This is a genomic window from Pseudomonas peli, assembly GCF_900099645.1.
Lineage (GTDB): Bacteria > Pseudomonadota > Gammaproteobacteria > Pseudomonadales > Pseudomonadaceae > Aquipseudomonas > Aquipseudomonas peli.
Map to the genome: position 1 here is coordinate 899,043 of NZ_FMTL01000001.1, position 22,595 is coordinate 921,637.

Below are 22,595 nucleotides of genomic sequence, written 5' to 3' on the forward strand. Positions count from 1 at the left end.
CGTTCCTTCAGGTAGTGGGTTGCTGCACCAGATGCACCACCCGCTGCGGGAATGGGATGCCAATGCCCGCCTCGCTTAGGCGCTCCTTGGCCTGCTCGGTGAAGGCGAAAGTGACTGGCCAGAAATCCGGCGTCGCCACCCAGATGCGCAGTGACAGGTTGATCGCGCTATCACCCAAACCGGTAACAAACACCACAGGCGCTGGGTCCTGGCGCACACGCGGGTCCTTGGCGATGTCCAGCAACACCTCACGGGCCTGCTTGATATCACTTGAGTAATCGATACCCAGGTTGATATCCACACGCCGCGTGGATTCGCGCGAATAGTTGGTGATATGGCCGTTCGACAGGCTGCCGTTGGGCACGATCACCACTTTGTTATCCGCAGTTTTCAGCGTGGTGTGGAAGATCTGAATGCTGTCGACACTGCCCGAAACGCCTTGGGCCTCAATCCAGTCACCGGCGCGGAATGGACGGAAAAACATGATCAGCACACCGCCCGCGAAGTTCGCCAGGCTGCCTTGCAAGGCCAGGCCAATGGCCAGACCGGCGGCACCGATAACCGCAATAAAGGAGGTGGTTTCCACACCCACCATCGACGCCACGCTGACCAGCAGCAAGACCTTCAATACGATGCCGACCAGGCTGCAGATAAAACTGCTCAAGGCCCGATCAACCTGACGAAGGTTGAGCAAACGACCCACGCTGTTGATGAGTTTGCTGATCAGCCACCAGCCGATCAGCATGGTGATCAACGCCAGAGTCAACTTGCCGCTGTATTCCAGCACCACAGGCAACCAGGCCTCTGACACTTTCACCAGTTGTTCGATGTTCATATCCATTTGTTAATCCTTGTAAGCCTTTGAAAATAAAACGCCACGGCAAGCCGTGGCGTTTTTACTGCACCAACACCGTTGCGACGCTTTAGCGGCGGCAAGGTTCATTGTGCATGCATTAATCGCGGAAGTTATTGAACTGCAATGGCATACCGAAGTCCTTGGCACGCAAGGCGGCAATCGCTTCCTGCAGGTCATCGCGCTTCTTGCCGGTGATACGCACTTGCTCGCCTTGAATGGCGGCCTGCACCTTGAGTTTTATGTCCTTGATGTGCGCGACGATCTTCTTCGCCAGATCCTTCTCGATCCCTTCACGCAGGATCACCTCCTGCTTGACGCTCTTGCCGGACGGGTAGGCGTCCTTGAACTCCAGGCACTGTACGTCGATCTTGCGTTTGACCAGGCAGAGCTTGAGAATCTCAACCATCTGCTCCAACTGAAAATCCGCATCGGCTGTCAGGTTGACAGTCAGCTCTTTCAGCTCAAAGCTACCTTTACCGCGCAGGTCATAACGACGATCCAGCTCTTTGATGGCGCTGTCGATGGCGTTGGTAACTTCATGTTTGTCCAACTCGGACACCACGTCGAACGAGGGCATGGGCTTACTCCAGATAGACGGCGCGCCCTGCATCACGAACGGGACACGCCTGGCTTGACGGTGAAAAAACCCGGCCATTATATAGCGGTAGCAACACACACTGCCCGGCGAAGTATCGGGCCCACGCGATTTCCCCCTAGCGAGCCTGCCCATGCCGAACCCCCACCTGAGCATTTTGGTCGTCGATGACGCCAAGTTCTCCAGCGCCATGATTGGGCGCGCGCTTAGCCAGGCGGGTTATCAGGACCTTCGTTTTGCCAACAGTGCCGCCGAAGCGATTCGCTTGCTCGAACAGCGCCCCGCAAGCGTCTTGCTCGCCGATTGGTTGATGCCCGAGATGAATGGCTTAGAGCTGACAGTGCAGGTCCGCCAGTTTGATGAAATGACCCATCACTACACCTACGTCATCCTGCTCACCGGCAAGGAAGGCGAAAACGTATTGGGCGAAGCCTTCGACAGCGGTGTCGATGACTTCATCAGTAAGGCCGCGATGAACGAGCAACTGGTGCCACGCGTCTATGCGGCCGATCGCCTGTGCAACACCCTGCAACGCCTGTTGCAGGAAAACCGCTTACTGACCGAAAACATTGCCAGCCTGGAACAACGTAACCTGATCGACCCGCTCACCGGGCTGGGCAATAGCCGCTACCTGCACCAGAAGATGCTCGACAGCCTGCGCCAGGTGGAATCGCGTGGCGGTGCGCTGTGTTACCTGCTGATTGGTCTGCAAGACATGCACGAGCTGCACCAGCGCTATGGCGACACCTTCTACAACGAACTGCTCACCGGCGTGGCGCGCCGCCTGCAGCAGCTGGTACGGCCACTGGATGTGCTGGTGCGCTTGGATGAAAGCCACTTCGGCCTGATTACCTTGCTGACCGACCTGCACGAATGCTCGCCCAGCAGCTTCAAGCGCCTGCATGAAGGCATCAACCTCAAAGCCTTCAAGACCAGCGAAGGGTTTATCAGCCTCAAAGCGGGTATCAGCCTGGTGGGTCTGGATGCCAAAGGCCTCCCCATCACCCCAGAACAGATCATCGATAACGCGACCAGAATCCTGCCCGAATCACACAGCACGGGGCTGGTCACTGCCCTGCGCTTGTCGTTACCGCAATAAGCCACGTTCAGCATGTGGCATATCCTCGGTGCGGGGAGCCTCGGCACCCTATGGGCGACACGTCTGGCGCGAGCCGGCCTGCCAGTAGAACTGATCCTGCGTGACTCGGCGCGCCTGCATAGCTATCAACAGACCGGAGGGCTGACGCTGATTGAGCAGGGCCAGCCACAGCACTACGCCATCCCCGCCCAGACAACGGATCATCCCCAGCCGATCCAACGCCTGTTGCTGAGCTGCAAGGCCTATGACGCCGCCGCAGCCATAAGCCAACTGGCGCCACGCCTGGTCCCTGGGGCCGAAATCCTCCTGCTGCAAAATGGTCTGGGCAGTCAGGAAGAAGTCGCCCGTGCAGCGCCCCAGGCGCGCTGCATCTTTGCCTCCAGCACCGAAGGCGCGTTTCGCCAGGCGGATTTTCAGGTGGTATTTGCCGGCCACGGCCATACCTGGCTCGGCGACCCGCTGGATCTGCAGCCGCCTGACTGGCTGGAAGACTTGCAGCAAGCCGGAATTGTTCACGACTGGAGCCTGGATATCCTCAGCCGACTGTGGCGCAAGCTGGCGCTGAACTGCGCGATCAACCCGTTGACCGTGCTGCACGACTGCCGCAATGGCGGGCTGCGTGAACACCCGGCGCAAGTTGCCTGCCTGTGCAGCGAGCTGAGCGAGTTGCTGCACCGCTGCGGCCAAAGCGCGGCCGCCGAAGACCTGCACGACGAAGTGCAACGGGTGATCCAGGCCACCGCCGCCAACTACTCCTCCATGCACCAGGATGTCAGCCAGGGCCGCCGCACGGAAATCGCCTACCTGCTGGGCTATGCCTGCAACGCCGCGCAACGTCATCAACTGGTGCTGCCACATCTACAGGCGCTGCACAGCCAACTGCTGGCCCACCTCGATGCACGCGGATTGCCCAGCCACTGAGGCCCGCGTTAACCTGCCTGCACTTCCGCCATCACGACAGCCGCCATGCCCTTGCGTCAAAGCCTTGAAAACCTACCGGTCGGCCGCAAACTGCTGGTCGCTCTGCTGGCTTTGCTCGCCACCGTGCTGCTGGTGGCCAACCTGGCCTTTATCAGCGCGGCCTACTGGATCTCCCAGGAAAGCGTGGCGCCCCAGGCCCTGCACACCCTCGGCAGGCTGATTGCCAGCCCACCGCTAAGCAAGGAAGCGCTGAGTTCACCCGCTGCCGCCGAAGCCCTGCTCAGGCGCCTGGATGACTATGCGCCGCTGCGTGCGGCGGTGATCTATGACGCCGACGGCCTGAACCTGGCGCAGCTGCAGCGTGGCACCAAACTGCAGCTGCCGCAGCGCGTCGAAGAGGTCGAGTCCTGGCGCCACAGCGAGTTTCGTATCAACCAACTGGTCGAACTGCCGCAATCCACGGGTAACTCCGGCCATCTGCTGCTGGTGGCCTCCAGCGAACTGCCGGGGGTGTTTTACACCGGTACCCTGACCGCCAGCGGGGTGATTCTGGCCTTGAGCGTAGTGCTCTGGCTGATCGTCTCGCGCCAGGTGCGCCGCCTGATCACCCGACCGATCCGCCGCCTGGAAGAACTCTCGCGCCAGGTCACCCGCGAAGAGAACTACGCCCTGCGCGCGCGCAGCGGCAATCGCGACGAAATCGGCAGCCTGGCCGATGCCTTCAACACCATGCTGGTGCGCATCGAAGCCCGCGAGCAGCAGCTCAAACGCGCCCGTGACGATGCCCAGCAAGCCTTCGATCAGGCTCAGCACCTGGCCGAAGAAACCCGCCACTCCAACCGCAAGCTGGAGCTGGAAGTGCAGGTGCGTGGCAAGATCGAGAAGAAGCTCACCGGCTTTCAGAAGTACCTCAACAGCATCATCGACTCCATGCCCTCGGCGCTGATTGCCCTCGACGAGCAGCTCTACGTCACCCAGTGGAACCAGGAGGCCAGCAGCCTTTCCGGCACCCGCCTGGACGAAGCACTGAACCAACCGATCTTCCTCGCCTTCCCGCCGCTGAAACCCTTCCTGACGCAGCTAAGACGCACCGTCGAGCAGCATCAGGTGGAAAAGATCGAGCGGGTAACCTGGGGCAGCAACGAGCAGCCACGCCACTTTGCCCTGACCTTCTACCCGCTCACGGGCGGCAGCGGTCGCGGCGTGGTGATCCGTATCGACGACATCACCCAGCGTCTGAACCTGGAAGAAATGATGGTGCAGTCGGAGAAGATGCTCTCGGTCGGTGGCCTGGCCGCCGGCATGGCGCACGAGATCAACAACCCGCTGGGGGCCATCCTGCACAACGTGCAGAACATCCGTCGGCGCCTGTCACCCGAGCTGGAAAAGAACCGCGAACAGGCCGAACAGGCTGGCATCTGCCTGGAAGCTATCGACCGCTACCTCAACGCTCGGGAAATTCCGCGCCTGCTCGACGGCATCCAGCAGGCCGGCAGCCGTGCGGCGAAGATCGTCAGCCATATGCTCAACTTCAGCCGCCGCAGCGACCGCCAGCTCGCGCCCTGCCACCTGCCCGCGCTGGTTGATCAGGCGGTGGAAATCGCCAGCAATGACTTCGACCTGACCGAAAGCTTCGACTTCAAGAGTCTGAACATTCAGCGTGAGTTCGATGCCGACTTGCCCGCCGTGCCAGCCACCGCAAACGAACTGGAACAGGTGCTGCTCAACCTGCTGAAGAACGCCGCCCAGGCCATCCATCAGCGCGACGACAGCACGACTCCAGGGCAGATCACCCTGCGCGTACGCCTGGCGCCGCCTTGGGCGGAAATCCAGGTGGAAGACAACGGCGTCGGCATGCCCGAATCGGTGCGCAAACGCATTTTCGAGCCGTTCTTCACCACCAAGGAAGTCGGCCAGGGCACGGGGCTCGGCCTATCGGTGTCCTACTTTATCGTCACCAACAACCACAAAGGGCAGATGGAAGTGCAGTCCAAAGCCGGCCAGGGCACCTGCTTCACCCTGCGCTTGCCCATGACCGCCGCCACGCCAGACACAGGTCTCTGAACATGGGTTACCGCCTCTCGAAAATCTACACCCGCACCGGCGATGCCGGCGAAACCGGCCTGGCCGATGGCCGCCGCGTGACCAAGGACCACCCACGGGTGGATGCCATGGGCGAGGTGGATACGCTGAACAGTCATATCGGCCTGCTGCTGGCCGACCTTGCCGAACAGCAAGCCCAGTGGCCGGGTCTAGCCGAGATCATCGAAGTGCTCGCGCCCTGCCAGCACCGCCTGTTCGACCTCGGCGGCGAACTGGCGATGCCCGATTACCAGGCCCTGCAGGCCCCGGAAATCGAGCGATTGGAAGCCGCCATCGACCGCTGGAACGAAGAAGTCGGCCCGCTGGAGAACTTCATCCTGCCCGGCGGCTCGCGTCTGATTGCCCAGGCCCACGTGTGCCGCAGCCTGGCCCGCAGCGCCGAGCGCCGCTGTCAGCACCTGAACGCCGTGGAGCCGATTCGCGGCGTCGGCCTGGCCTACGTCAACCGCCTGTCAGACCTGCTGTTTGTCGCCGCGCGGCTGATCGCCAAGCGCCAGGGGATCGATGAAGTGCTCTGGCAGGCGGCTGCCAAGCAATAGCCAAGAGCCTTTTTACGATCTCGCGAGCTAGAGTCCTGCAAGGCGAAAACAGGCGAGGAAGCGGAGTTTACGAGCTGTAAATGAGCATTCCGAGCCTGTTTTCAACGCAGCAGGGCCGAAGCGCAGCAGATCGTAGAAAGGTTCTTAAAGCAGGCTGAGCTGGCTTTCGAAACTACGCCGCTCACCGGTTAGCGGGTCGATAAAGCTCAGCCCCCTGGCCAGCAACTTGAGCGGTTTGCTGTAGTCATCCGGCGCACCGGGAGCATCGGTGACCTCGGGATAGAACGGGTCATTGAGGATTGGCGCACCCAGCGCGGCCAGGTGCACACGCAGCTGATGCTTCTTGCCCGTTACCGGATACAGCCGGTACAGCCAGTGCTCGCCTAGGCGCTGGGCGACCTCGATGCGGGTTTCAGTATTGGCCTCACCAGCCACTTCCTGCATGCGGAAGAACGGCTCGGCGCCCTCCAGCCGCGTCGCCCGCAGCAGCGGAAAATCCAGTTGCGGCAGAGCCGCCGCCAGCGCCTCGTAGCACTTGTCCATCTGCCGCAGGCGAAACAGCGCCTGGTACTGACCACGGCTCTGCCGATTGGTGGAAAACAGCACCAGCCCGGCGGTGTGCCGATCAATCCGGTGCAGCGGCACCAGATCGGCATTGCCCAGGCGCTTGGCCAGCCGCGCCTGCAATGTCTGTTCGACGTACTCGCCGGCCGGCATCACCGGCAGAAAATGCGGCTTGTCGGCCACCAGCAGGTGCTCATCGACATACAGCAGCGACTCTTCGAAGGGAATCGGCGTCTCCGCTGGCACCTCACGAAAGTAATGCACCTTGAGCCCTTCGCGATAAGCCGTAGCCATGTCGAGCGGCTGCCCCTGCGCGTCTAGCACCCGGCCACGGGCGATCCGCTCCTGCCACACCGCCGGCGCAATCGCCGGGAAATGCGCGCACAGGCATTCGAACACCGTCGCCCAGTTGCCGCGCGGCAGATGCAGGGTGCTGGGACGCATATTCGAGGGGGAACGGGCTTCAACAGACATGAACACACTCAACAGCCAGGCGGCGGAAGTACACAGGATAACCCAGCCCCACGTCTAACCTGCGCCCGGCGCGGGACTCTGCAGCGACATGCGAAACAGCGCCGCCAGCAGGTCGGACTGGCTGACAATGCCCAGCAACTGACGATGGTCATCGACGACGGGTAGCCGATGCACGTCGCTATCTGTGAGCATCTGCAGCAGGTAGGTCACCGGCCAGTCGGCGCGACAGGTCGGTGTCTGCCGACGCATGCACTGGCTAACCGTCTGCGTATCGCCATCGGCCAGCAACAGGTCATGCAGGCTGAGCATGCCCTGCAATTCGCCCTGGGGGTTGAGCACCGGCATGGCGCTGAGCCGATGCTCATGCAGGCTCAAACGCGCCTCGGCGAGGCTGCTGTGCTCCGTCAGGGTCTGCACATCGCGGGACATGATGTCGGCGCAGCGCACCTCGCCAAAGCGGCGCTGATAAGCCCGAGCCTCGGTTTGCAGAAGAATCTCTTCCAGGTCTTCGCGGGAAATATCGAGCAACTCGCCGCGCGCCTTGAGCACCGCATCCAGGTCCGCCGGGGTGAAACCCAGGCGATCACGAGGGATCGGGTCGCGGGTCTTGTGCACGTTGCCATGTTCAAGCGGACGATGCGGGTATTGCCGGCGCAAGGCGTTATTGAACAGCAGCGCAATCAGCAGCAGGCCAATCGAGTTCAGCCCCACCGGGTAGAGGGCGAAGTGATAACCCAGCTGGGCCACTTCCGGCCCGGCCAGCACTGCAGTCAGCGCCACCGCACCACCCGGTGGATGCAGGCAGCGCAGGGCAAACATTCCGGCAATCGCCAGGCCACCGGCCAACGCGGCCACCCATGCGTCGTGACCGAGCCAGGTGGCGCAGGTCACACCAATCAGAGCGGAGATCAGGTTGCCACCGAGAATCGACCAGGGTTGCGCCAGAGGGCTGGCCGGCACGGCAAACAACAGCACCGCCGACGCGCCCATGGGGGCAATCAGCCAGGGGCTGGCACTGCCCAGCACCTCACGGCATAGCCAACCGCTGAACAGCAGGCCCAGCACCGCGCCCACACAGCTGAGCACCCGCTCGCTCAGGCTGACCGCCATCGGCGCCGGCCAGAAGCCTTTCAACCATGTTTTGATGCCTTGCACCGTTAAACGCCCACCTATCGCGCACCATTTGAGGGCGCGACTATAACGCTCTTTGCCCGCAGGCGGCCAACGGCGCTACCTACTCGGGCCAGAACGCGCGAATACCCGCCACGCCCTGGGCGCCGACCTGCCAAGCGCGCTCTACATCGGCCGGGGTAACGCCGCCCAGCAGGTAGGCCGGCTGATTGAAGCCCTGCAGCAGCTCGGCAACCTGTGCCCAGCCGAGCGGCTGCACATCGGGATGAGTCTGAGTCGGCTGCACGGGTGACAGGGTGATGAAATCCACACCCATCTGCGTAGCCAGCTCCAGCTCCTGCGCCGAGTGGCAGGAGGCCGCCAGCCAGCGTTGAAGCGGAAACGGCCGGCCGCCAGCACTCAACTCACGCAACTGCTGCGCCGTCAGATGCCAGCCAGCGGCGGGAAAGTCGCCCAGCCACTCCAGCGGACCTTTAAGCATCAACTGCGCCTTGCCGGCACAGAGGCCGAGGGCATCCACGGCAATATCGCGGTACTGCGCATCAAACATCGCCGGGGCACGCAGTTGCAGCAAACGAATACCGCTTTTCAGCGCGGCCTGGATACCGCGCAGCAACTCAGGCCCGCTCAGGCCTTCCGGGGTGATCAGATACCGTTCGGGTAAGCGCGCTGCCGCAACAATCGACCGATTAGCGGCAGGAAATTCATAGTCACCCAACTGCCGAGGGCTGACCCAGGCCAGCGGCTGACCTTCGGCACCATGGGGCTCGCCGGTAAACGCCGAGACTTCCCAGACATCCAGCAGCACCTGCTTGTCCGGGTAATCGTGACGCACCTGAATCAGCGGCCGCGCGGCGCTGGGGCGAATGCCCAGTTCCTCTTCCAGCTCACGGGCCAGGGCCGCCTGTACTGTCTCGCTGACCTCGACCTTGCCACCGGGAAACTCCCAAAGGCCGCCCTGGTGCTTATCCTCGGGCCGTTTGGCGAGCAGAATCTGCCCATCCACACCGCGAATAACCGCAGCGGCTACATGAATACGCTTCACGCCAGATGTTCCTCCTGAGCAGCCTGGTACCAGCGCTGAAACGCCGGCCACTGATAGATCGTCTCGACATAGGCGGCAGCCTCTGCCGGCAGCGCCACCTGATAACTGCGCAGACGCGCCGCAACCGGGGCAAAGAACGCATCGGCCAGGGTTGGCTGGCCAAACAGGAAGGCGCCTTCCTGACCAAAACGCTGTCGGCACTCGGCCCACAAGGCGCAGATACGCTGGATATCGGCCACGGCATCGGCCGGTATCTCAGCCAGTGCCTGGTTACGTTTGAGGTCCATTGGCAGATGGCTGCGCAGCGCGACAAAGCCGCTGTGCATCTCGGCACAGGCACTGCGCGCCAGCGCGCGGGCAGTCCGGGCTTGCGGCCATAGCTGAGCAGCGGGGAAACATTCGGCTAGGTATTCGCCAATCGCCAGAGAATCCCAGATGGCGCCATCGTCGCTAATCAGCAACGGCACCTTACCGGTCGGCGAGTGCTGCAGAATCCGCGCGCGGGTATCGGGGCGGTTCAGGGTAATCAGCTGCTCGACATAGGGCGCGCCGGTCAGCTCCAGGGCCAGTGCCGCACGCAGCGACCAGGACGAATAGGTTTTGTCGCCGATAACCAGAGTAAGTGACATGGGTTGCGCTCGATGCGGGAAGGTCGAAGGACCTTAAAAGGCGACTCCCGCAATAGCAAATTCCCGTTGTTTATGGGGGCATAAACAACGGGAATGCGGGCAGTCAAACAGCAGGTAAGTGACGGATCAGGTGCGGTATTCGGCGTTGATCTTCACGTACTCGTGGGACAGGTCGGTGGTCCAGATGGTCTCGCTACAGCCACCGCGGCCCAGCTCGATGCGGATGGTGATCTCTTCCTTGGCCATTACCGCAGCGCCCTGCTCTTCGGTGTAGCTGGCGGCGCGGCAACCACGGCTGGCGATGCACACCTCACCGAGGAATACGTCGATCAGGCTGACATCCAGTTGCGCCACGCCAGCGCGGCCCACGGCGGCGAGAATGCGCCCCCAGTTCGGGTCGGAGGCAAACAGCGCAGTCTTGATCAGCGGAGAATGGGCTACCGCGTAGCCAACATCCAGGCATTCCTGATGGGTCGCGCCGCCGTTGACCTGGACGGTGACGAACTTGGTGGCGCCCTCACCGTCGCGCACGATGGCCTGGGCCACCTCCATGAAGACACCGAACACGGCCTCCTTGAGCTTGGCGAACAGGTCGCCGCTGGCCTGGGTAATTTCCGGCAGAGCGGCCCTGCCCGTGGCGATCAGCATGCAGCAGTCGTTGGTCGAGGTGTCGCCGTCGATGGTGATGCGGTTAAACGACTTGTTTGCCGCGTCACGCACCAGGTCCTGCAGCACGCTGCGCGCAACCTTGGCGTCAGTGGCGATATAGCCGAGCATGGTCGCCATGTTCGGGCGGATCATCCCGGCGCCCTTGCTGATGCCGGTCACGGTGACGGTGACGCCATCGTGAACAAACTGTCGACTGGCGCCCTTAGGCAGGGTGTCAGTGGTCATGATGCCGGTGGCTGCCTCGGCCCAATGGTTCTCGGACAAGTCGTCGAGAGCAGCCTGCAGCGCGCTTTCGATCTTCTCGACCGGCAGCGGCTCGCCAATCACCCCGGTCGAGAACGGCAGCACAGCGCCCTCATCCACGCCGGTCAACTGAGCCAGGGCGGCACAGGTGCGCATGGCATTCGCTAGGCCCGGCTCACCGGTGCCGGCGTTGGCGTTACCGGTGTTGGTCAGCAGGTAACGCACGCTGCCTTGCACGCGCTTCTTGGCCAGAATAACCGGTGCGGCGCAAAACGCATTGAGGGTGAACACACCCGCTACGCTGGAGCCTTCGGCACATCGCATCACTACCACATCCTTGCGCCCTGGGCGTTTGATGCCCGCCGAAGCGATGCCCAGTTCGAAACCTGGAACCGGGTGCAGGGTAGACAACGGGCCAAGACCAACAGCCATAGGGAACGCTCCTTGAGGTGGTAGGACTGATTGCGATGGTAAAACGCCGCGAGCGGTCAAACCGTTCGCGGCGTTAATCAAGCTGGGCCAAGCATCACCAACGTCACTGTCGGCTCAACCCGCTCTACACGGTGGGGTTAATTAACCTGGCCGTGGCAGTGCTTGTACTTCTTGCCGGAACCACAAGGGCACGGCTCGTTGCGGCCGATCTTCGGCTCGGTGCGCACTGGCGCAACGGCAACCGCCAGATCACCCTCTTCTTCAGTGGCTTGCGGCAGCAGCGCCGAGGCTTCGGCATGCTGGAACTGCATGCGCTCGGCCATGGCTTCGGCTTCACGACGCAGACGCGCTTCTTCCTCAGCCGGATCTTCACGACGCACCTGCACATGCGAGAGCACGCGGATGGTGTCGCGCTTGATCGAATCCAGCAGTTCCTGGAACAGGGTGAAGGACTCGCGCTTGTATTCCTGCTTGGGGTTCTTCTGCGCATAGCCGCGCAGGTGAATACCGTGACGCAGGTGATCCATGGTCGACAGGTGATCTTTCCACAGGTCGTCGAGGACACGCAGGAGAATTTGCTTCTCGAAGGTGCGCAGGGCTTCAGCGCTGGCTTCGGTTTCTTTCTCGTTATAGGCGCTGACCAGCTCTTCAAGAATGCGCGCACGCAGGGTCTCTTCGTACAGCTTGTGGTCATCATCAAGCCACTGCTGAATCGGCAGACGCAGGTTGAAACCGCTGTACAGCGCCTCTTCCAGGCCGGCGATATCCCACTGCTCAGGCAGCGACTGCGGCGCGATATGCTGGTTGATGGTGTGATCCAGCACTTCCTGGCGGAACTCGGCAATGGTTTCGCCGACGTTGTCGGCAGCCAGCAGCGTGTTGCGCATGTGATAGATCACTTTGCGCTGCTCGTTGGCCACGTCGTCGAATTCCAGCAGTTGCTTACGCATGTCGAAGTTACGACCTTCAACCTTGCGCTGGGCCTTTTCGATGGCGTTGCTGACCATGCGGTGCTCGATGGCTTCACCGGACTGCATGCCCAGGGCCTTCATAAAGTTCTTCACCCGATCCGAAGCAAAGATGCGCATCAGGCTGTCTTCCAGCGACAGGTAGAACCGGCTGGAACCCGGGTCACCCTGACGACCGGCACGACCACGCAGCTGGTTATCGATACGACGCGACTCATGACGCTCGGAGGCGATCACATGCAAGCCGCCCGACTCGATGACCTGCTGATGACGCTTCTGCCAATCGGCTTTGATCTGCGCAATCTGCTCAGGTGTGGCGTTCTCCAGGTTGGCAACTTCAACTTCCCAGTTGCCGCCCAGCAGGATGTCGGTACCACGACCGGCCATGTTGGTGGCAATGGTCAGCGCGCCCGGACGACCGGCCTGGGCAATAATTTCCGCTTCTTTCTCGTGGAATTTGGCGTTGAGCACCTTGTGCTCGATGCCTTCCTGATTAAGCAGCCGAGACATGTGCTCGGAAGTTTCGATGGTGGCCGTACCGACCAGCACCGGACGACCCAGCGCCATGCTTTCCTTGATGTCGGTGACGATGGCGGCGTACTTCTCTTCCGCAGTCAGGTAGACCAGGTCGTTAAAGTCCTTACGCGCCAACGCACGGTTGGTCGGGATCACGATCACCGCCAAGCCGTAAATCTGGTGGAACTCGAACGCTTCGGTATCCGCGGTACCGGTCATACCGGACAGCTTGTTGTACAGGCGGAAGTAGTTCTGGAAGGTGGTCGAGGCCAGAGTCTGGCTCTCGGCCTGGATCGGCAGGCCTTCTTTGGCCTCGATCGCCTGGTGCAGGCCTTCGGACAAACGACGACCGGGCATGGTGCGGCCGGTGTGTTCGTCGATCAGCAGCACCTGATTGTTCTGCACGATGTATTCAACGTTGCGGTTGAACAGCTTGTGCGCACGCAGGCCCGAATAGACATGGGTCAGCAGGCCCAGGTTATGCGCCGAATACAGGCTCTCGCCCTCAGCCAGCAGGCCGACTTCGGTAAGCATCTCTTCAACATACTGGTGGCCTGCTTCGTTCAGCTCGACCTGGCGCGCCTTCTCGTCGACCTTGTAATGGCCTTCCTGCGTGACCACACCCTCTTCTTCCTCAACATGCAGCCTGAGGCGCGGAATCAGCTTGTTGATCTCGGTATAGAGGCGCGAACTGTCTTCGGCCTGGCCGGAAATGATCAGTGGGGTGCGCGCTTCGTCGATCAAAATGGAGTCAACTTCGTCGATCACGGCGAAATTCAGCTCGCGCTGGAATTTTTCTTCCAGGCTGAAGGCCATGTTGTCGCGCAGGTAATCGAAACCGAATTCGTTGTTGGTGCCGTAGGTAATATCGGCAGCGTAGGCTTCGCGCTTCTCTTCCGGCGGCATAAAGGGGGTCACGATACCCACGCTCATACCGAGGAATTCATACAGCGGACGCATCCAGTTGGCGTCGCGGCGGGCCAGGTAATCGTTGACCGTGACCACGTGCACACCCTTGCCGGCCAGTGCATTGAGGTACACCGCCAGGGTCGCTACCAGGGTCTTACCCTCACCGGTGCGCATCTCGGCGATCTTGCCTTCGTGCAAGGTCATGCCGCCAATTAACTGCACGTCGAAGTGGCGCATACCCATCACCCGCTTACCGGCTTCGCGGGCGACCGCAAAGGCTTCGGCGAGCAGCTGATCGAGGGTTTCGCCTTTGGCAAGGCGGGCTTTGAACTCCCCCGTCTTGGCTCGCAGTTGCTCATCGGAAAGGGCAAGCATCTGCTCCTCGAAGCCGTTGACGGCTTGTACCGCCTTGAGCATGCGTTTGACTTCACGCTCGTTCTTGCTTCCAAAGAGTTTCTTCAACAAAGGCGCAAACATATCGACAGGATCTTCCAGGCGTATGGATTGAGGGTGGCTGAACAGCGACCCATGCAGCCTTTATGGCTGCGTGCGAAGCGGGCATTCTACCCGGAAACGCAAACGAGGAAAGCGGCGTTATTCGACGTCGTTAACCCGGGCTATGTAGCTGGCCGGATTGACCAGCCAGCCATTCTTAGTAACTTCGAAGTGCACGTGGTAACCACTGGCACGGCCGCTGCGGCCAACCTTGGCAATCGTCTGCCCGCGCTGAACCAGATCACCAATCTGCACCTGATTGCTTTTATTGTGCGCGTACAGGGTTGTGTACCCATCGGCATGGCTGATTTCAACAACATTGCCATAACCCGACCTCTTCCCCGCAAAACTCACCACGCCAGCCGCAACCGCTACCACATCACTACCTGGCTTGGCGGCAAAGTCCACCCCTTTGTGCTGAGTATTGCGCCCGGTGAGCGGGTGCACGCGACGACCGAATGGCGAAGACATATAGCCATGACGCACCGGCATGCCAGATAAGTATTCGGCCTCGTTGAGCTGGCGCTCGCCGATCAGTTGCTCCAGCACTTCAAGCAGCTGTTCGCGACTATCTAGGCGTAAACTCAGGCGATCAAGTTCGTCCATAAAAGGCGGTGGCGCATACGCTGCATCGCCCAAGGCATCCTCCGCACCGCCCTGCCCCACGTTAAGCGAGAAGTCGAATTCATTGGCATCCAGGTCCGCCAGCTCGGTCAAGCGCGCACCCAGGGCATCCAAACGAGTGAGACGCGCCTGCAGCTCGGCCACATGCACAGCGAAGGCATCCAACTGCCGCTGCGCGTCACGGCGCACTTCGCCGACCTCGGCACGCTGCTGATCAATCGCCTGATTGAGCTGGGTGTCGTCATGCACCTCAACCGTCGCAGGTGCCCACCAGGCACCAACAGCTACGCCACTAAGCAGCGCCGCACCGAGCGCCAGCAGCAACGCCAGCAATAACCAGCGCAGATCCAGACTGAGTGAACGTGCAGCACCGTGGTGCCGACTGAGTAATATGATGTGCACGGCCTTCCCCTAGTGGTGAAGCGTCAGTCGGCAGCAGTGATTCTGCTACCATGGAGACCTCACTTTTTCAGGCGTCCTGCCATGACTTTTCGTCCTTTGCCGGCCCGGGCTCCCGCGGCGCTGTTGCGCGAAGCGAAACCCCTAAAGGCACTGTTCAATCAAGCGCAACGCATTGATCGCCTGCAGCACCTCTTGGAAAGCCAGCTGCAACCTGCTGCTCGCGAACACTGCCATGTAGCCTCATGGCGCGAGGGTTGCCTGCTGTTAATCATCACCGATGGCCACTGGGCCACGCGCCTGCGCTATCAACAAAAACGCTTGTTGAAACAACTGCAGGCTCTTGAAGAGTTCGCGACCTTAACGAAGATCCTGTTCAAGGTGCAACCTCCGACTGCCGAAAGGCGTGCGCCGGGTCGCACAATTTGCCTATCCAGCAGCGCTGCCGAAAACATCCAGTCCACCGCTGAAGGCATCAGCGACCCCAAGCTACGCGCAGCCCTAGAGCGCCTCGCCAAGCACGGCAAGCCCACTGAGTAAGCGCATGGATAACCGCTAAAATTCAGGCAAAAAAGAGGCCACCCGAAGGTGGCCTCGAAAACAAAGTAAGGAGAGTGTTGCGTTACACGGCCGCAACCGGGCGCATGTAAGAGATTGGCGCGGTGTTGGGGTCGTCAAACGTGACCACTTCCCAAGCATCAGGCTGCTCAATCAGAGTGCGCAGCAGGCGATTGTTCAGCGCGTGCCCCGATTTGAAGCCTTTGAACTCGCCAATCAGGCTGTTACCCAGCAGGTAGAGGTCGCCAATCGCATCGAGAATCTTGTGCTTAACGAATTCGTCCTCGTAACGCAGGCCGTCTTCGTTCAACACGCGGAATTCGTCTACCACGATGGCGTTATCTACGCTGCCGCCGAGCGCCAGGTTCTGTGAACGCAGGAACTCGATATCACGCATAAAACCAAAGGTACGCGCGCGACTGACTTCTTTCACAAACGAGGTGCTGGAGAAGTCAACGCTGGCTGACTGGGTGCGATTGCGGAACACCGGATGATCGAAATCGATCTCGAAGGTCACCTTGAACCCTTCGAAAGGCACGAAGGTGGCGCGCTTGTCGCCCTCTTCAACAGTGACTTCGCGAAGGATACGGATGAACTGCTTGTGGGCGTCCTGCTCTTGCAAACCAGCAGATTGAATCAGGAATACAAAGGGACCCGCACTGCCATCCATGATCGGTACTTCGGACGCGGAGAGCTCGACGTAGGCGTTATCGATGCCCAGGCCAGCCATGGCCGAAAGCAGGTGCTCTACCGTATCCACCTTGACATCACCATTGACCAATGTGGTCGACATGGTGGTTTCACCAACATTGCCTGCACGCGCAGGAATTTCCACGACAGGGTCCAAGTCGGTACGACGGAACACGATACCGGTGTCCACGGGTGCCGGCTTCAGGGTCAGGTATACCTTTTCCCCGGAATGCAGGCCGACGCCAGTGGCGCGGATAATGTTCTTCAGGGTGCGTTGTCTGATCATGGCTTTGGCCGCTATAGCGCTAGTTGCGAATTGTTTTCAACAATGGCCGGCGATGATAGCAGAACCGGCCTTTGCTGAACACCAATCACCCCAATGCTCCTGATACATTTCATCAATCGGCCTGACGACGCAGGAACGCCGGGATGTCCAGGTAATCCAGGTCATCCTGTGGGTTCAGCTTGGCCGCAGTGGCAGCGCCGCCGTGGCTTTGACGCTGAACGGTAGGACGCTCGTAGTCCTTGTAGTTAACGCTCTGCTCGGCACGCGTCGGGGCTGCGGCGTTGCTGCCAGTGCTGGCAGAAACTTGCACAGTGTTGTCGATAACCTTGACCGGCTTCTCGATACGCGCACCCAGACCCGTGGCAACTACAGTCACGTGCAGCTCGTCGCGCATGTCCGGATCGATCACGGTGCCGACCTTGACGGTGGCGTGCTCAGAAGCGAACTGCTCGATGATGTTACCCACGTCGGAGTACTCACCCAGGGACAGGTCAGGGCCGGCGGTGATGTTCACCAGGATGCCGCGCGCGCCTTGCAGGTTGACGTCTTCCAGCAGCGGGTTGCGGATCGCGGCTTCAGTGGCTTCACGCGCACGGTTCGGACCGCTGGCGCAGCCAGTGCCCATCATCGCCATGCCCATTTCGCTCATCACGGTTTTCACGTCAGCGAAGTCGACGTTGATCATGCCAGGACGTTTGATGATGTCGGAGATACCGCGCACGGCACCGGCCAGTACATCATCAGCCTTGGCGAAAGCCGACAGCAGGCTGGCGTCTTTACCGAGGATGGTCAGCAGTTTTTCGTTCGGGATGGTGATCAGCGAGTCGACGCTTTCCGACAGTGCGCGGATACCTTCTTCGGCGATCAGCATGCGCTTCTTGCCTTCGAACGGGAACGGACGGGTCACCACCGCAACGGTGAGAATGCCCATTTCTTTGGCCACTTGAGCGATGACTGGGGCTGCACCGGTGCCGGTACCGCCGCCCATGCCAGTGGTGATAAAGACCATGTCGGTGCCTTGCAGCACTTCAGCGATACGCTCGCGGTCTTCCATCGCTGCCTGACGACCGACTTCTGGGTTGGCGCCAGCGCCGAGACCCTTGGTCACCGCAGTGCCCAACTGCAGCACGGTACGCGCGCCGATGTTTTTCAGGGCTTGAGCATCCGTGTTGGCGCAGATGAACTCAACGCCTTCAATGTTGTTTTTCGCCATGTGATTGACAGCATTACCGCCGCCGCCGCCCACGCCGATGACCTTGATAACTGCACTAGCTGGAGCGCTGTCTACGAGTTCAAACATTTTCCCTCTCCTTTACTTTCTAGTTATAACGCCTACTGCAAAATCAGAAATTGCCCTGGACCCAGCGTTTCAGCCGTTCCAGCACAGGTTGTTTGGGTTCATCGCTGTAGCTGCCAAGCGCAGACATGGAGATGCCATCGGCCTGCTTTTGCAGCCCGTACAGCAGCAGGCCTACGCCTGTGGAATAGATGGGGTTACGCACTACGTCGGCCAATCCTTTGACACCTTGCGGTACGCCCAGGCGCACCGGCATATGGAAAATCTCTTCGGCCAGCTCGACGGCTCCTTCCATCTTCGCTGTACCGCCGGTCAGCACGATCCCAGCCGGGATCAAGTCTTCATAACCGCTGCGACGTAGTTCAGCCTGAATCAGGGTAAACAGCTCGTCATAACGCGGCTCCACCACTTCAGCCAGGGACTGGCGCGAGAGGTCACGGGGTGGACGATCGCCGACGCTGGGCACCTTGATGGTTTCGCCCGCACCAGCCAGCTTGGCCAGCGCGCAAGCATACCGAATCTTGATCTCCTCGGCATACTGGGTCGGTGTACGCAGGGCCATGGCAATGTCGTTGGTGACTTGGTCGCCAGCAATCGGGATCACCGCGGTGTGGCGAATTGCACCTTCAGTGAAGATGCAGATGTCGGTGGTGCCGCCACCGATGTCGACCAGGCATACGCCCAGCTCTTTCTCATCGTCGGTCAGCACCGCGTACGCCGAGGCCAGTTGCTCAAGAATGATGTCGTCCACTTCCAGACCGCAGCGGCGTACACACTTCTCGATGTTCTGTGCGGCATTCACGGCACAGGTGACCACGTGCACTTTGGCTTCCAGACGCACGCCGGACATGCCCAACGGCTCACGCACGCCTTCCTGGTTATCGATCACGTAGTCCTGCGGCAGGGTGTGCAACACGCGCTGATCCGCCGGGATGGCCACGGCCTGGGCGGCATCGAGTACGCGCTCCAGATCCGCGGGGCTGACTTCGCGATCACGAATGGCAACGATGCCATGGCTGTTGAGACTGCGGATATGGTTGCCGGCCACGCCGACAAAGGCTGAGTGAATGCGGCAGCCAGCCATCAGCTGGGCTTCTTCTACGGCGCGCTGGATCGACTGCACGGTGGATTCTATATTCACCACCACGCCCTTCTTCAAACCGCGTGACGGATGGGTGCCGATGCCGACGATTTCCAGTTGGCCGTCCGCATTCACTTCACCGACCAGCGCCACCACCTTGGAGGTACCGATATCGAGGCCGACGATCATCTTGCCGCTCTGCACGTTTGCCATGGCTTTCATCTTCTCCTGATTCACTGCACGACAGCGGTTTCAGCCGCTGCGGGCGCTACCGGCTCACGCCATGCCACGGCAAGACCGTTGGCATAGCGCAGATCGATCCGCGCAATATTCGCTTGTTGCTCTTTCAAGGCCTTGTCGTAAATGGCCGTGAAGCGCCGCATTTTTTCCACCAGGTGGTCACGCCCCAGCAGCAGTTCAATGCCCTGCCCAGTGGAGAGGAACCAGCTGCCGCGTTCACGCAGCTCTAATCGCGCCACGGAAAAACCCATGGGCCGCAGCATCTGACTGAGTACCTGGTATTGCTGCATCACCTGCTGCTGGGCACGACGCGGGCCATACAACTGCGGCAAGTGCTGGTAATTACTGACTTCCTGCGGGGCAAAGGCTTCGCCTTGGTTGTTCAACAGCGCCTCATCACCCCAGCGGGCGATCGGCAATTGTTCTTCCAGACGCACCACCAACTGATCCGGCCATATGCGGCGCACCTGAGCGCTGGCAATCCACGGCATCAGCTCCAGCTCGCGGCGCAGGCTGAGCAGGTCGACACTGAAAAAGCTCGCACTGGCATAAGGCGCAATGCGCTCCTGCACCGCCTGCTGGTTGACGTAGCTGAGGTCGCCCTCAACGCTGATCCGCGCAATCGGCTGATCGGCATAGGGCAACGCACGCAACGACAACTCATAGGTGCCGTAGCCCAACGCAAGCAGCAACAGCGGCCAGGTCAGGCGCTTCAGCCAGCTGCCCATGCCAGTTAAACGGGCTTTCGGCAGGCTCAAGCGCAGGCTGATCGGCTCCTTGGCCACCAAACGGCTGGCGCCGCGCTGCGCAGGCTTACCGCGCACGGGGGCGCGGTTCGAGCCTGGCTGGTGACGCAAGGTGGCCGTCATGACTTAACCCCGCGCCTCAAGGCTGTCGGCCAGAATCGCCAACACCAGTTGTTGAAAATCCAGACCCGCAGCACGGGCTGCCATTGGCACCAGGCTGTGGTCAGTCATGCCCGGAACGGTGTTGACTTCCAACAGCCAGAATTTGCCGTCGGCGTCTTGCATCACGTCAGCACGTGCCCAGCCCTGCGTACCGACCGCTTCACAGGCACGCGCAGTGAGGTCCTTCAGCTCGGCTTCTTTTTCAGCCGAGAGGCCACACGGGATGCGGTACTGAGTGTCATTGGCCAAGTACTTGGCGTCGTAGTCGTAGAAGCTGTGCGGCGTGCCCAGGGCAATCGGCGGCAACACCTTACCGCGCAGCATGGCGATGGTGAATTCCGGACCGGCGATCATCTGCTCGACCAGCACCTGCGAGTCGTAGCGGCTGGCATCTTTCCAGGCAGCGATCAGCGCATCGACATCATTGACCTTGGCCATGCCAATGCTCGAACCCTCATGGGCCGGCTTGACGAACAGCGGAAAGCCCAGCTCGGCCGCCGCCGCATGGCAGTCGGCTTCGCAGGCCAGCGCCGCGTGTGCCGGCGTCGGCAGGCCAAGGCTCAGCCACACACGCTTGGTGCGCAGCTTGTCCATAGCCAGAGCCGAAGCCAGGATGCCGCTGCCGGTGTAAGGAATTCCGGCACACTCAAGCAAGCCCTGCATCGAACCGTCTTCGCCACCACGTCCATGCAGCACGATAAAGGCCCGGTCGATTTTCTCGGCAGTCAGGCGCTGCAGCAGGTCATCGCCTGCGTCGATGCCGAACGCATCCACACCGGCAGCCAGCAGCGCTTGCAGCACGGCATTACCGGATTTCAGAGAGACTTCACGCTCGGCGCTCTTGCCGCCGAACAGCACGGCCACGCGCCCGAAGGCGCTGACCGGAAATTGTGATTGCAGACTGGCAGCACTCATTTCGACTTACCTTCGGCCGCTGCGAACAGCGGACTTTGCAACAGTTGCGGAGCCAGGCCGCCGATATCGCCGGCACCTTGGCAAAGAAGAATGTCGCCCGCGCGCAGCAGCGGCTTGACGATGGGCGCGAGATCCACACCGCGCTCGATATAGATCGGGTCGAGCTGGCCGCGCTGGCGGATGCTGTGGCACAGGTTGCGGCTATCCGCCCCCGGAATCGGTGCTTCACCGGCCGGGTAGACTTCCATCAGCAACAACACCTGAGCATCACCGAGTACTTGAACGAAATCGTCGTACAGGTCGCGGGTACGGCTGAAACGGTGCGGCTGGTAAACCATCACCAGGCGGCGCTCCGGCCAACCACCGCGTACGGCCTTGATAACCGCCGCGACTTCGCGCGGGTGGTGGCCGTAATCGTCGACCAACATCACGCTGCCGCCGTCCACCGGCAGCTCGCCGTAGACCTGGAAGCGTCGACCTACACCCTGAAACTGCGACAGGCCCTGGACGATGGCTTCATCACTGATGCCTTCGTCGCTGGCGATGGCGATGGTAGCCAGGGCGTTCAGCACGTTGTGGTTGCCCGGCATGTTCACTGACACGTCCAGCGGCTCGCGGTCGCGGCGCAGCACGGTAAAGAAGGTCTGCATGCCCTGCTGACGCACGTTGATCGCACGCACGTCGGCATCTTCATCAAAGCCGTAGGTCACGGTCGGACGAGCTACCTGCGGCAGAATTTCGCGCACGATCGGGTCATCCACGCACATCACCGCCAGACCGTAGAACGGCAGGTTGTGGAGGAACTCGATGAAAGTTTTCTTCAACTTGTTGAAGTCACCGCCATAGGTGCTCATGTGGTCCATGTCGATATTGGTGACCACCGAGACCATCGGCTGCAGGTGAAGGAAGCTGGCGTCACTCTCATCGGCTTCGGCGATCAGGTAACGGCTGCTGCCCAGCTGCGCGTTAGTGCCGGCGGCATTCAGCCGGCCACCAATCACGAACGTCGGGTCCAGGCCGCCTGCGGCGAACACCGAGGCCAGCAGGCTGGTGGTGGTGGTCTTGCCATGAGTGCCGGCAACAGCAATACCGTGGCGATAGCGCATCAGCTCGGCGAGCATCTCAGCGCGTGGCACCACGGGGATGCGACGCTCAAGGGCCGTTGCCACTTCCGGGTTGCTGGTATTGACCGCGCTAGAGACCACCAGCACGTCAGCTTGCTCGGCATTTTCGGCGCGGTGGCCAATAAATATCTGTGCACCGAAGGTTTCCAGACGCTCGGTCACGGCAGACGCCTTGAGATCGGAACCGGACACTTCATAACCCAGGTTGAGCAGCACTTCGGCGATACCGCACATGCCGGCACCACCGATGCCGACGAAGTGGATACGGCGAATGCGGCGCATGCG

19 protein-coding genes and 1 pseudogene are annotated in these 22,595 nt (G+C 60.9%); 5 read left to right on the forward strand and 15 right to left on the reverse strand.

Going from position 1 to position 22,595, the window contains the following annotated elements; all coding sequences use genetic code 11:
- Positions 1 to 7: 7 nt before the first annotated feature.
- Entirely contained in the window at positions 8 to 841 is an 834-nt protein-coding gene (locus tag BLO50_RS04430) for a mechanosensitive ion channel family protein (protein WP_090249075.1), read from the reverse strand.
- 112 nt (positions 842 to 953) lie between these two features.
- On the reverse strand, positions 954 to 1,433 hold the full coding sequence (locus BLO50_RS04435; protein ID WP_090249077.1) for a YajQ family cyclic di-GMP-binding protein: 480 nt from the start codon (positions 1,431 to 1,433) through the stop codon (positions 954 to 956).
- A gap of 142 nt (positions 1,434 to 1,575) precedes the next feature.
- On the opposite strand from BLO50_RS04435, the pseudogene BLO50_RS04440 reads away from it, so the two are divergent.
- The 4 genes and pseudogenes from BLO50_RS04440 to BLO50_RS04455 all read left to right on the forward strand — a co-directional run.
- Positions 1,576 to 2,452: pseudogene (locus BLO50_RS04440) on the forward strand (GGDEF domain-containing response regulator); the annotation flags it as partial.
- 110 nt (positions 2,453 to 2,562) lie between these two features.
- The gene (locus tag BLO50_RS04445; RefSeq protein WP_090249081.1) at positions 2,563 to 3,471 is read left to right on the forward strand and encodes a putative 2-dehydropantoate 2-reductase; all 909 of its coding nucleotides are present in this window, start codon (positions 2,563 to 2,565) and stop codon (positions 3,469 to 3,471) included.
- Between the two features lie 45 nt (positions 3,472 to 3,516).
- A complete protein-coding gene (locus tag BLO50_RS04450; protein WP_090249083.1) occupies positions 3,517 to 5,535 on the forward strand; it encodes a sensor histidine kinase in 2,019 nt (672 codons plus the stop codon).
- Positions 5,536 to 5,537: 2 nt separating this feature from the next.
- Positions 5,538 to 6,113: a cob(I)yrinic acid a,c-diamide adenosyltransferase gene (locus tag BLO50_RS04455; RefSeq protein ID WP_090249084.1), complete on the forward strand. Its 576-nt coding sequence runs from the start codon at positions 5,538 to 5,540 to the stop codon at positions 6,111 to 6,113.
- A gap of 144 nt (positions 6,114 to 6,257) precedes the next feature.
- On the opposite strand, the gene BLO50_RS04460 is transcribed toward BLO50_RS04455, so the two are convergent.
- The 7 genes from BLO50_RS04460 to BLO50_RS04490 all read right to left on the reverse strand — a co-directional run bounded on the left by BLO50_RS04460 (position 6,258) and on the right by BLO50_RS04490 (position 15,214).
- Positions 6,258 to 7,151 (reverse strand): RluA family pseudouridine synthase, encoded by an 894-nt coding sequence (locus BLO50_RS04460; RefSeq protein WP_090249086.1) that lies wholly within the window; start codon positions 7,149 to 7,151, stop codon positions 6,258 to 6,260.
- Between the two features lie 54 nt (positions 7,152 to 7,205).
- On the reverse strand, positions 7,206 to 8,306 hold the full coding sequence (locus BLO50_RS04465) for an HPP family protein (protein ID WP_208597420.1): 1,101 nt from the start codon (positions 8,304 to 8,306) through the stop codon (positions 7,206 to 7,208).
- A gap of 79 nt (positions 8,307 to 8,385) precedes the next feature.
- Complete coding sequence (locus BLO50_RS04470) at positions 8,386 to 9,327, reverse strand: Nudix family hydrolase (RefSeq protein WP_090249088.1); 942 nt, start codon at positions 9,325 to 9,327, stop codon at positions 8,386 to 8,388.
- Positions 9,324 to 9,956: a glutathione S-transferase family protein gene (locus BLO50_RS04475; RefSeq protein ID WP_090249090.1), complete on the reverse strand. Its 633-nt coding sequence runs from the start codon at positions 9,954 to 9,956 to the stop codon at positions 9,324 to 9,326. Before BLO50_RS04475 ends, BLO50_RS04470 begins: the two co-directional genes overlap by 4 nt.
- A 126-nt stretch (positions 9,957 to 10,082) precedes the next feature.
- Entirely contained in the window at positions 10,083 to 11,300 is a 1,218-nt protein-coding gene (argJ, locus tag BLO50_RS04480; RefSeq protein ID WP_090249091.1) for a bifunctional glutamate N-acetyltransferase/amino-acid acetyltransferase ArgJ, read from the reverse strand.
- 137 nt (positions 11,301 to 11,437) lie between these two features.
- Positions 11,438 to 14,170 (reverse strand): preprotein translocase subunit SecA, encoded by a 2,733-nt coding sequence (secA, locus tag BLO50_RS04485; protein WP_090249094.1) that lies wholly within the window; start codon positions 14,168 to 14,170, stop codon positions 11,438 to 11,440.
- A gap of 117 nt (positions 14,171 to 14,287) precedes the next feature.
- The gene (locus BLO50_RS04490) at positions 14,288 to 15,214 is read right to left on the reverse strand and encodes a M23 family metallopeptidase (protein ID WP_090249096.1); all 927 of its coding nucleotides are present in this window, start codon (positions 15,212 to 15,214) and stop codon (positions 14,288 to 14,290) included.
- 81 nt (positions 15,215 to 15,295) lie between these two features.
- Here BLO50_RS04490 and BLO50_RS04495 point away from each other — a divergent pair, with 81 nt between their 5' ends.
- Positions 15,296 to 15,751: a DUF721 domain-containing protein gene (locus BLO50_RS04495; RefSeq protein ID WP_090249098.1), complete on the forward strand. Its 456-nt coding sequence runs from the start codon at positions 15,296 to 15,298 to the stop codon at positions 15,749 to 15,751.
- An 82-nt stretch (positions 15,752 to 15,833) separates the two neighbouring features.
- Here the strand turns inward: BLO50_RS04495 and lpxC are convergent, their stop codons facing one another.
- The 6 genes from lpxC to murC form a co-directional block, all read right to left on the reverse strand.
- The gene (gene lpxC / locus BLO50_RS04500; RefSeq protein WP_090249100.1) at positions 15,834 to 16,745 is read right to left on the reverse strand and encodes a UDP-3-O-acyl-N-acetylglucosamine deacetylase; all 912 of its coding nucleotides are present in this window, start codon (positions 16,743 to 16,745) and stop codon (positions 15,834 to 15,836) included.
- A 112-nt stretch (positions 16,746 to 16,857) separates the two neighbouring features.
- Positions 16,858 to 18,045 carry a cell division protein FtsZ gene (gene ftsZ, locus BLO50_RS04505; RefSeq protein ID WP_090249102.1) on the reverse strand — a complete coding sequence of 396 codons (1,188 nt, stop codon included), beginning with the start codon at positions 18,043 to 18,045 and terminating at the stop codon, positions 16,858 to 16,860.
- Between the two features lie 43 nt (positions 18,046 to 18,088).
- Entirely contained in the window at positions 18,089 to 19,336 is a 1,248-nt protein-coding gene (gene ftsA / locus BLO50_RS04510; protein WP_090251236.1) for a cell division protein FtsA, read from the reverse strand.
- 20 nt (positions 19,337 to 19,356) lie between these two features.
- Complete coding sequence (locus tag BLO50_RS04515) at positions 19,357 to 20,232, reverse strand: cell division protein FtsQ/DivIB (RefSeq protein WP_090249104.1); 876 nt, start codon at positions 20,230 to 20,232, stop codon at positions 19,357 to 19,359.
- 3 nt (positions 20,233 to 20,235) lie between these two features.
- Complete coding sequence (locus BLO50_RS04520) at positions 20,236 to 21,186, reverse strand: D-alanine--D-alanine ligase (RefSeq protein WP_090249106.1); 951 nt, start codon at positions 21,184 to 21,186, stop codon at positions 20,236 to 20,238.
- Entirely contained in the window at positions 21,183 to 22,592 is a 1,410-nt protein-coding gene (gene murC / locus BLO50_RS04525; RefSeq protein WP_222931702.1) for a UDP-N-acetylmuramate--L-alanine ligase, read from the reverse strand. The genes BLO50_RS04520 and murC overlap by 4 nt, the downstream gene beginning before the upstream one ends.
- Positions 22,593 to 22,595 lie beyond the last annotated feature (3 nt).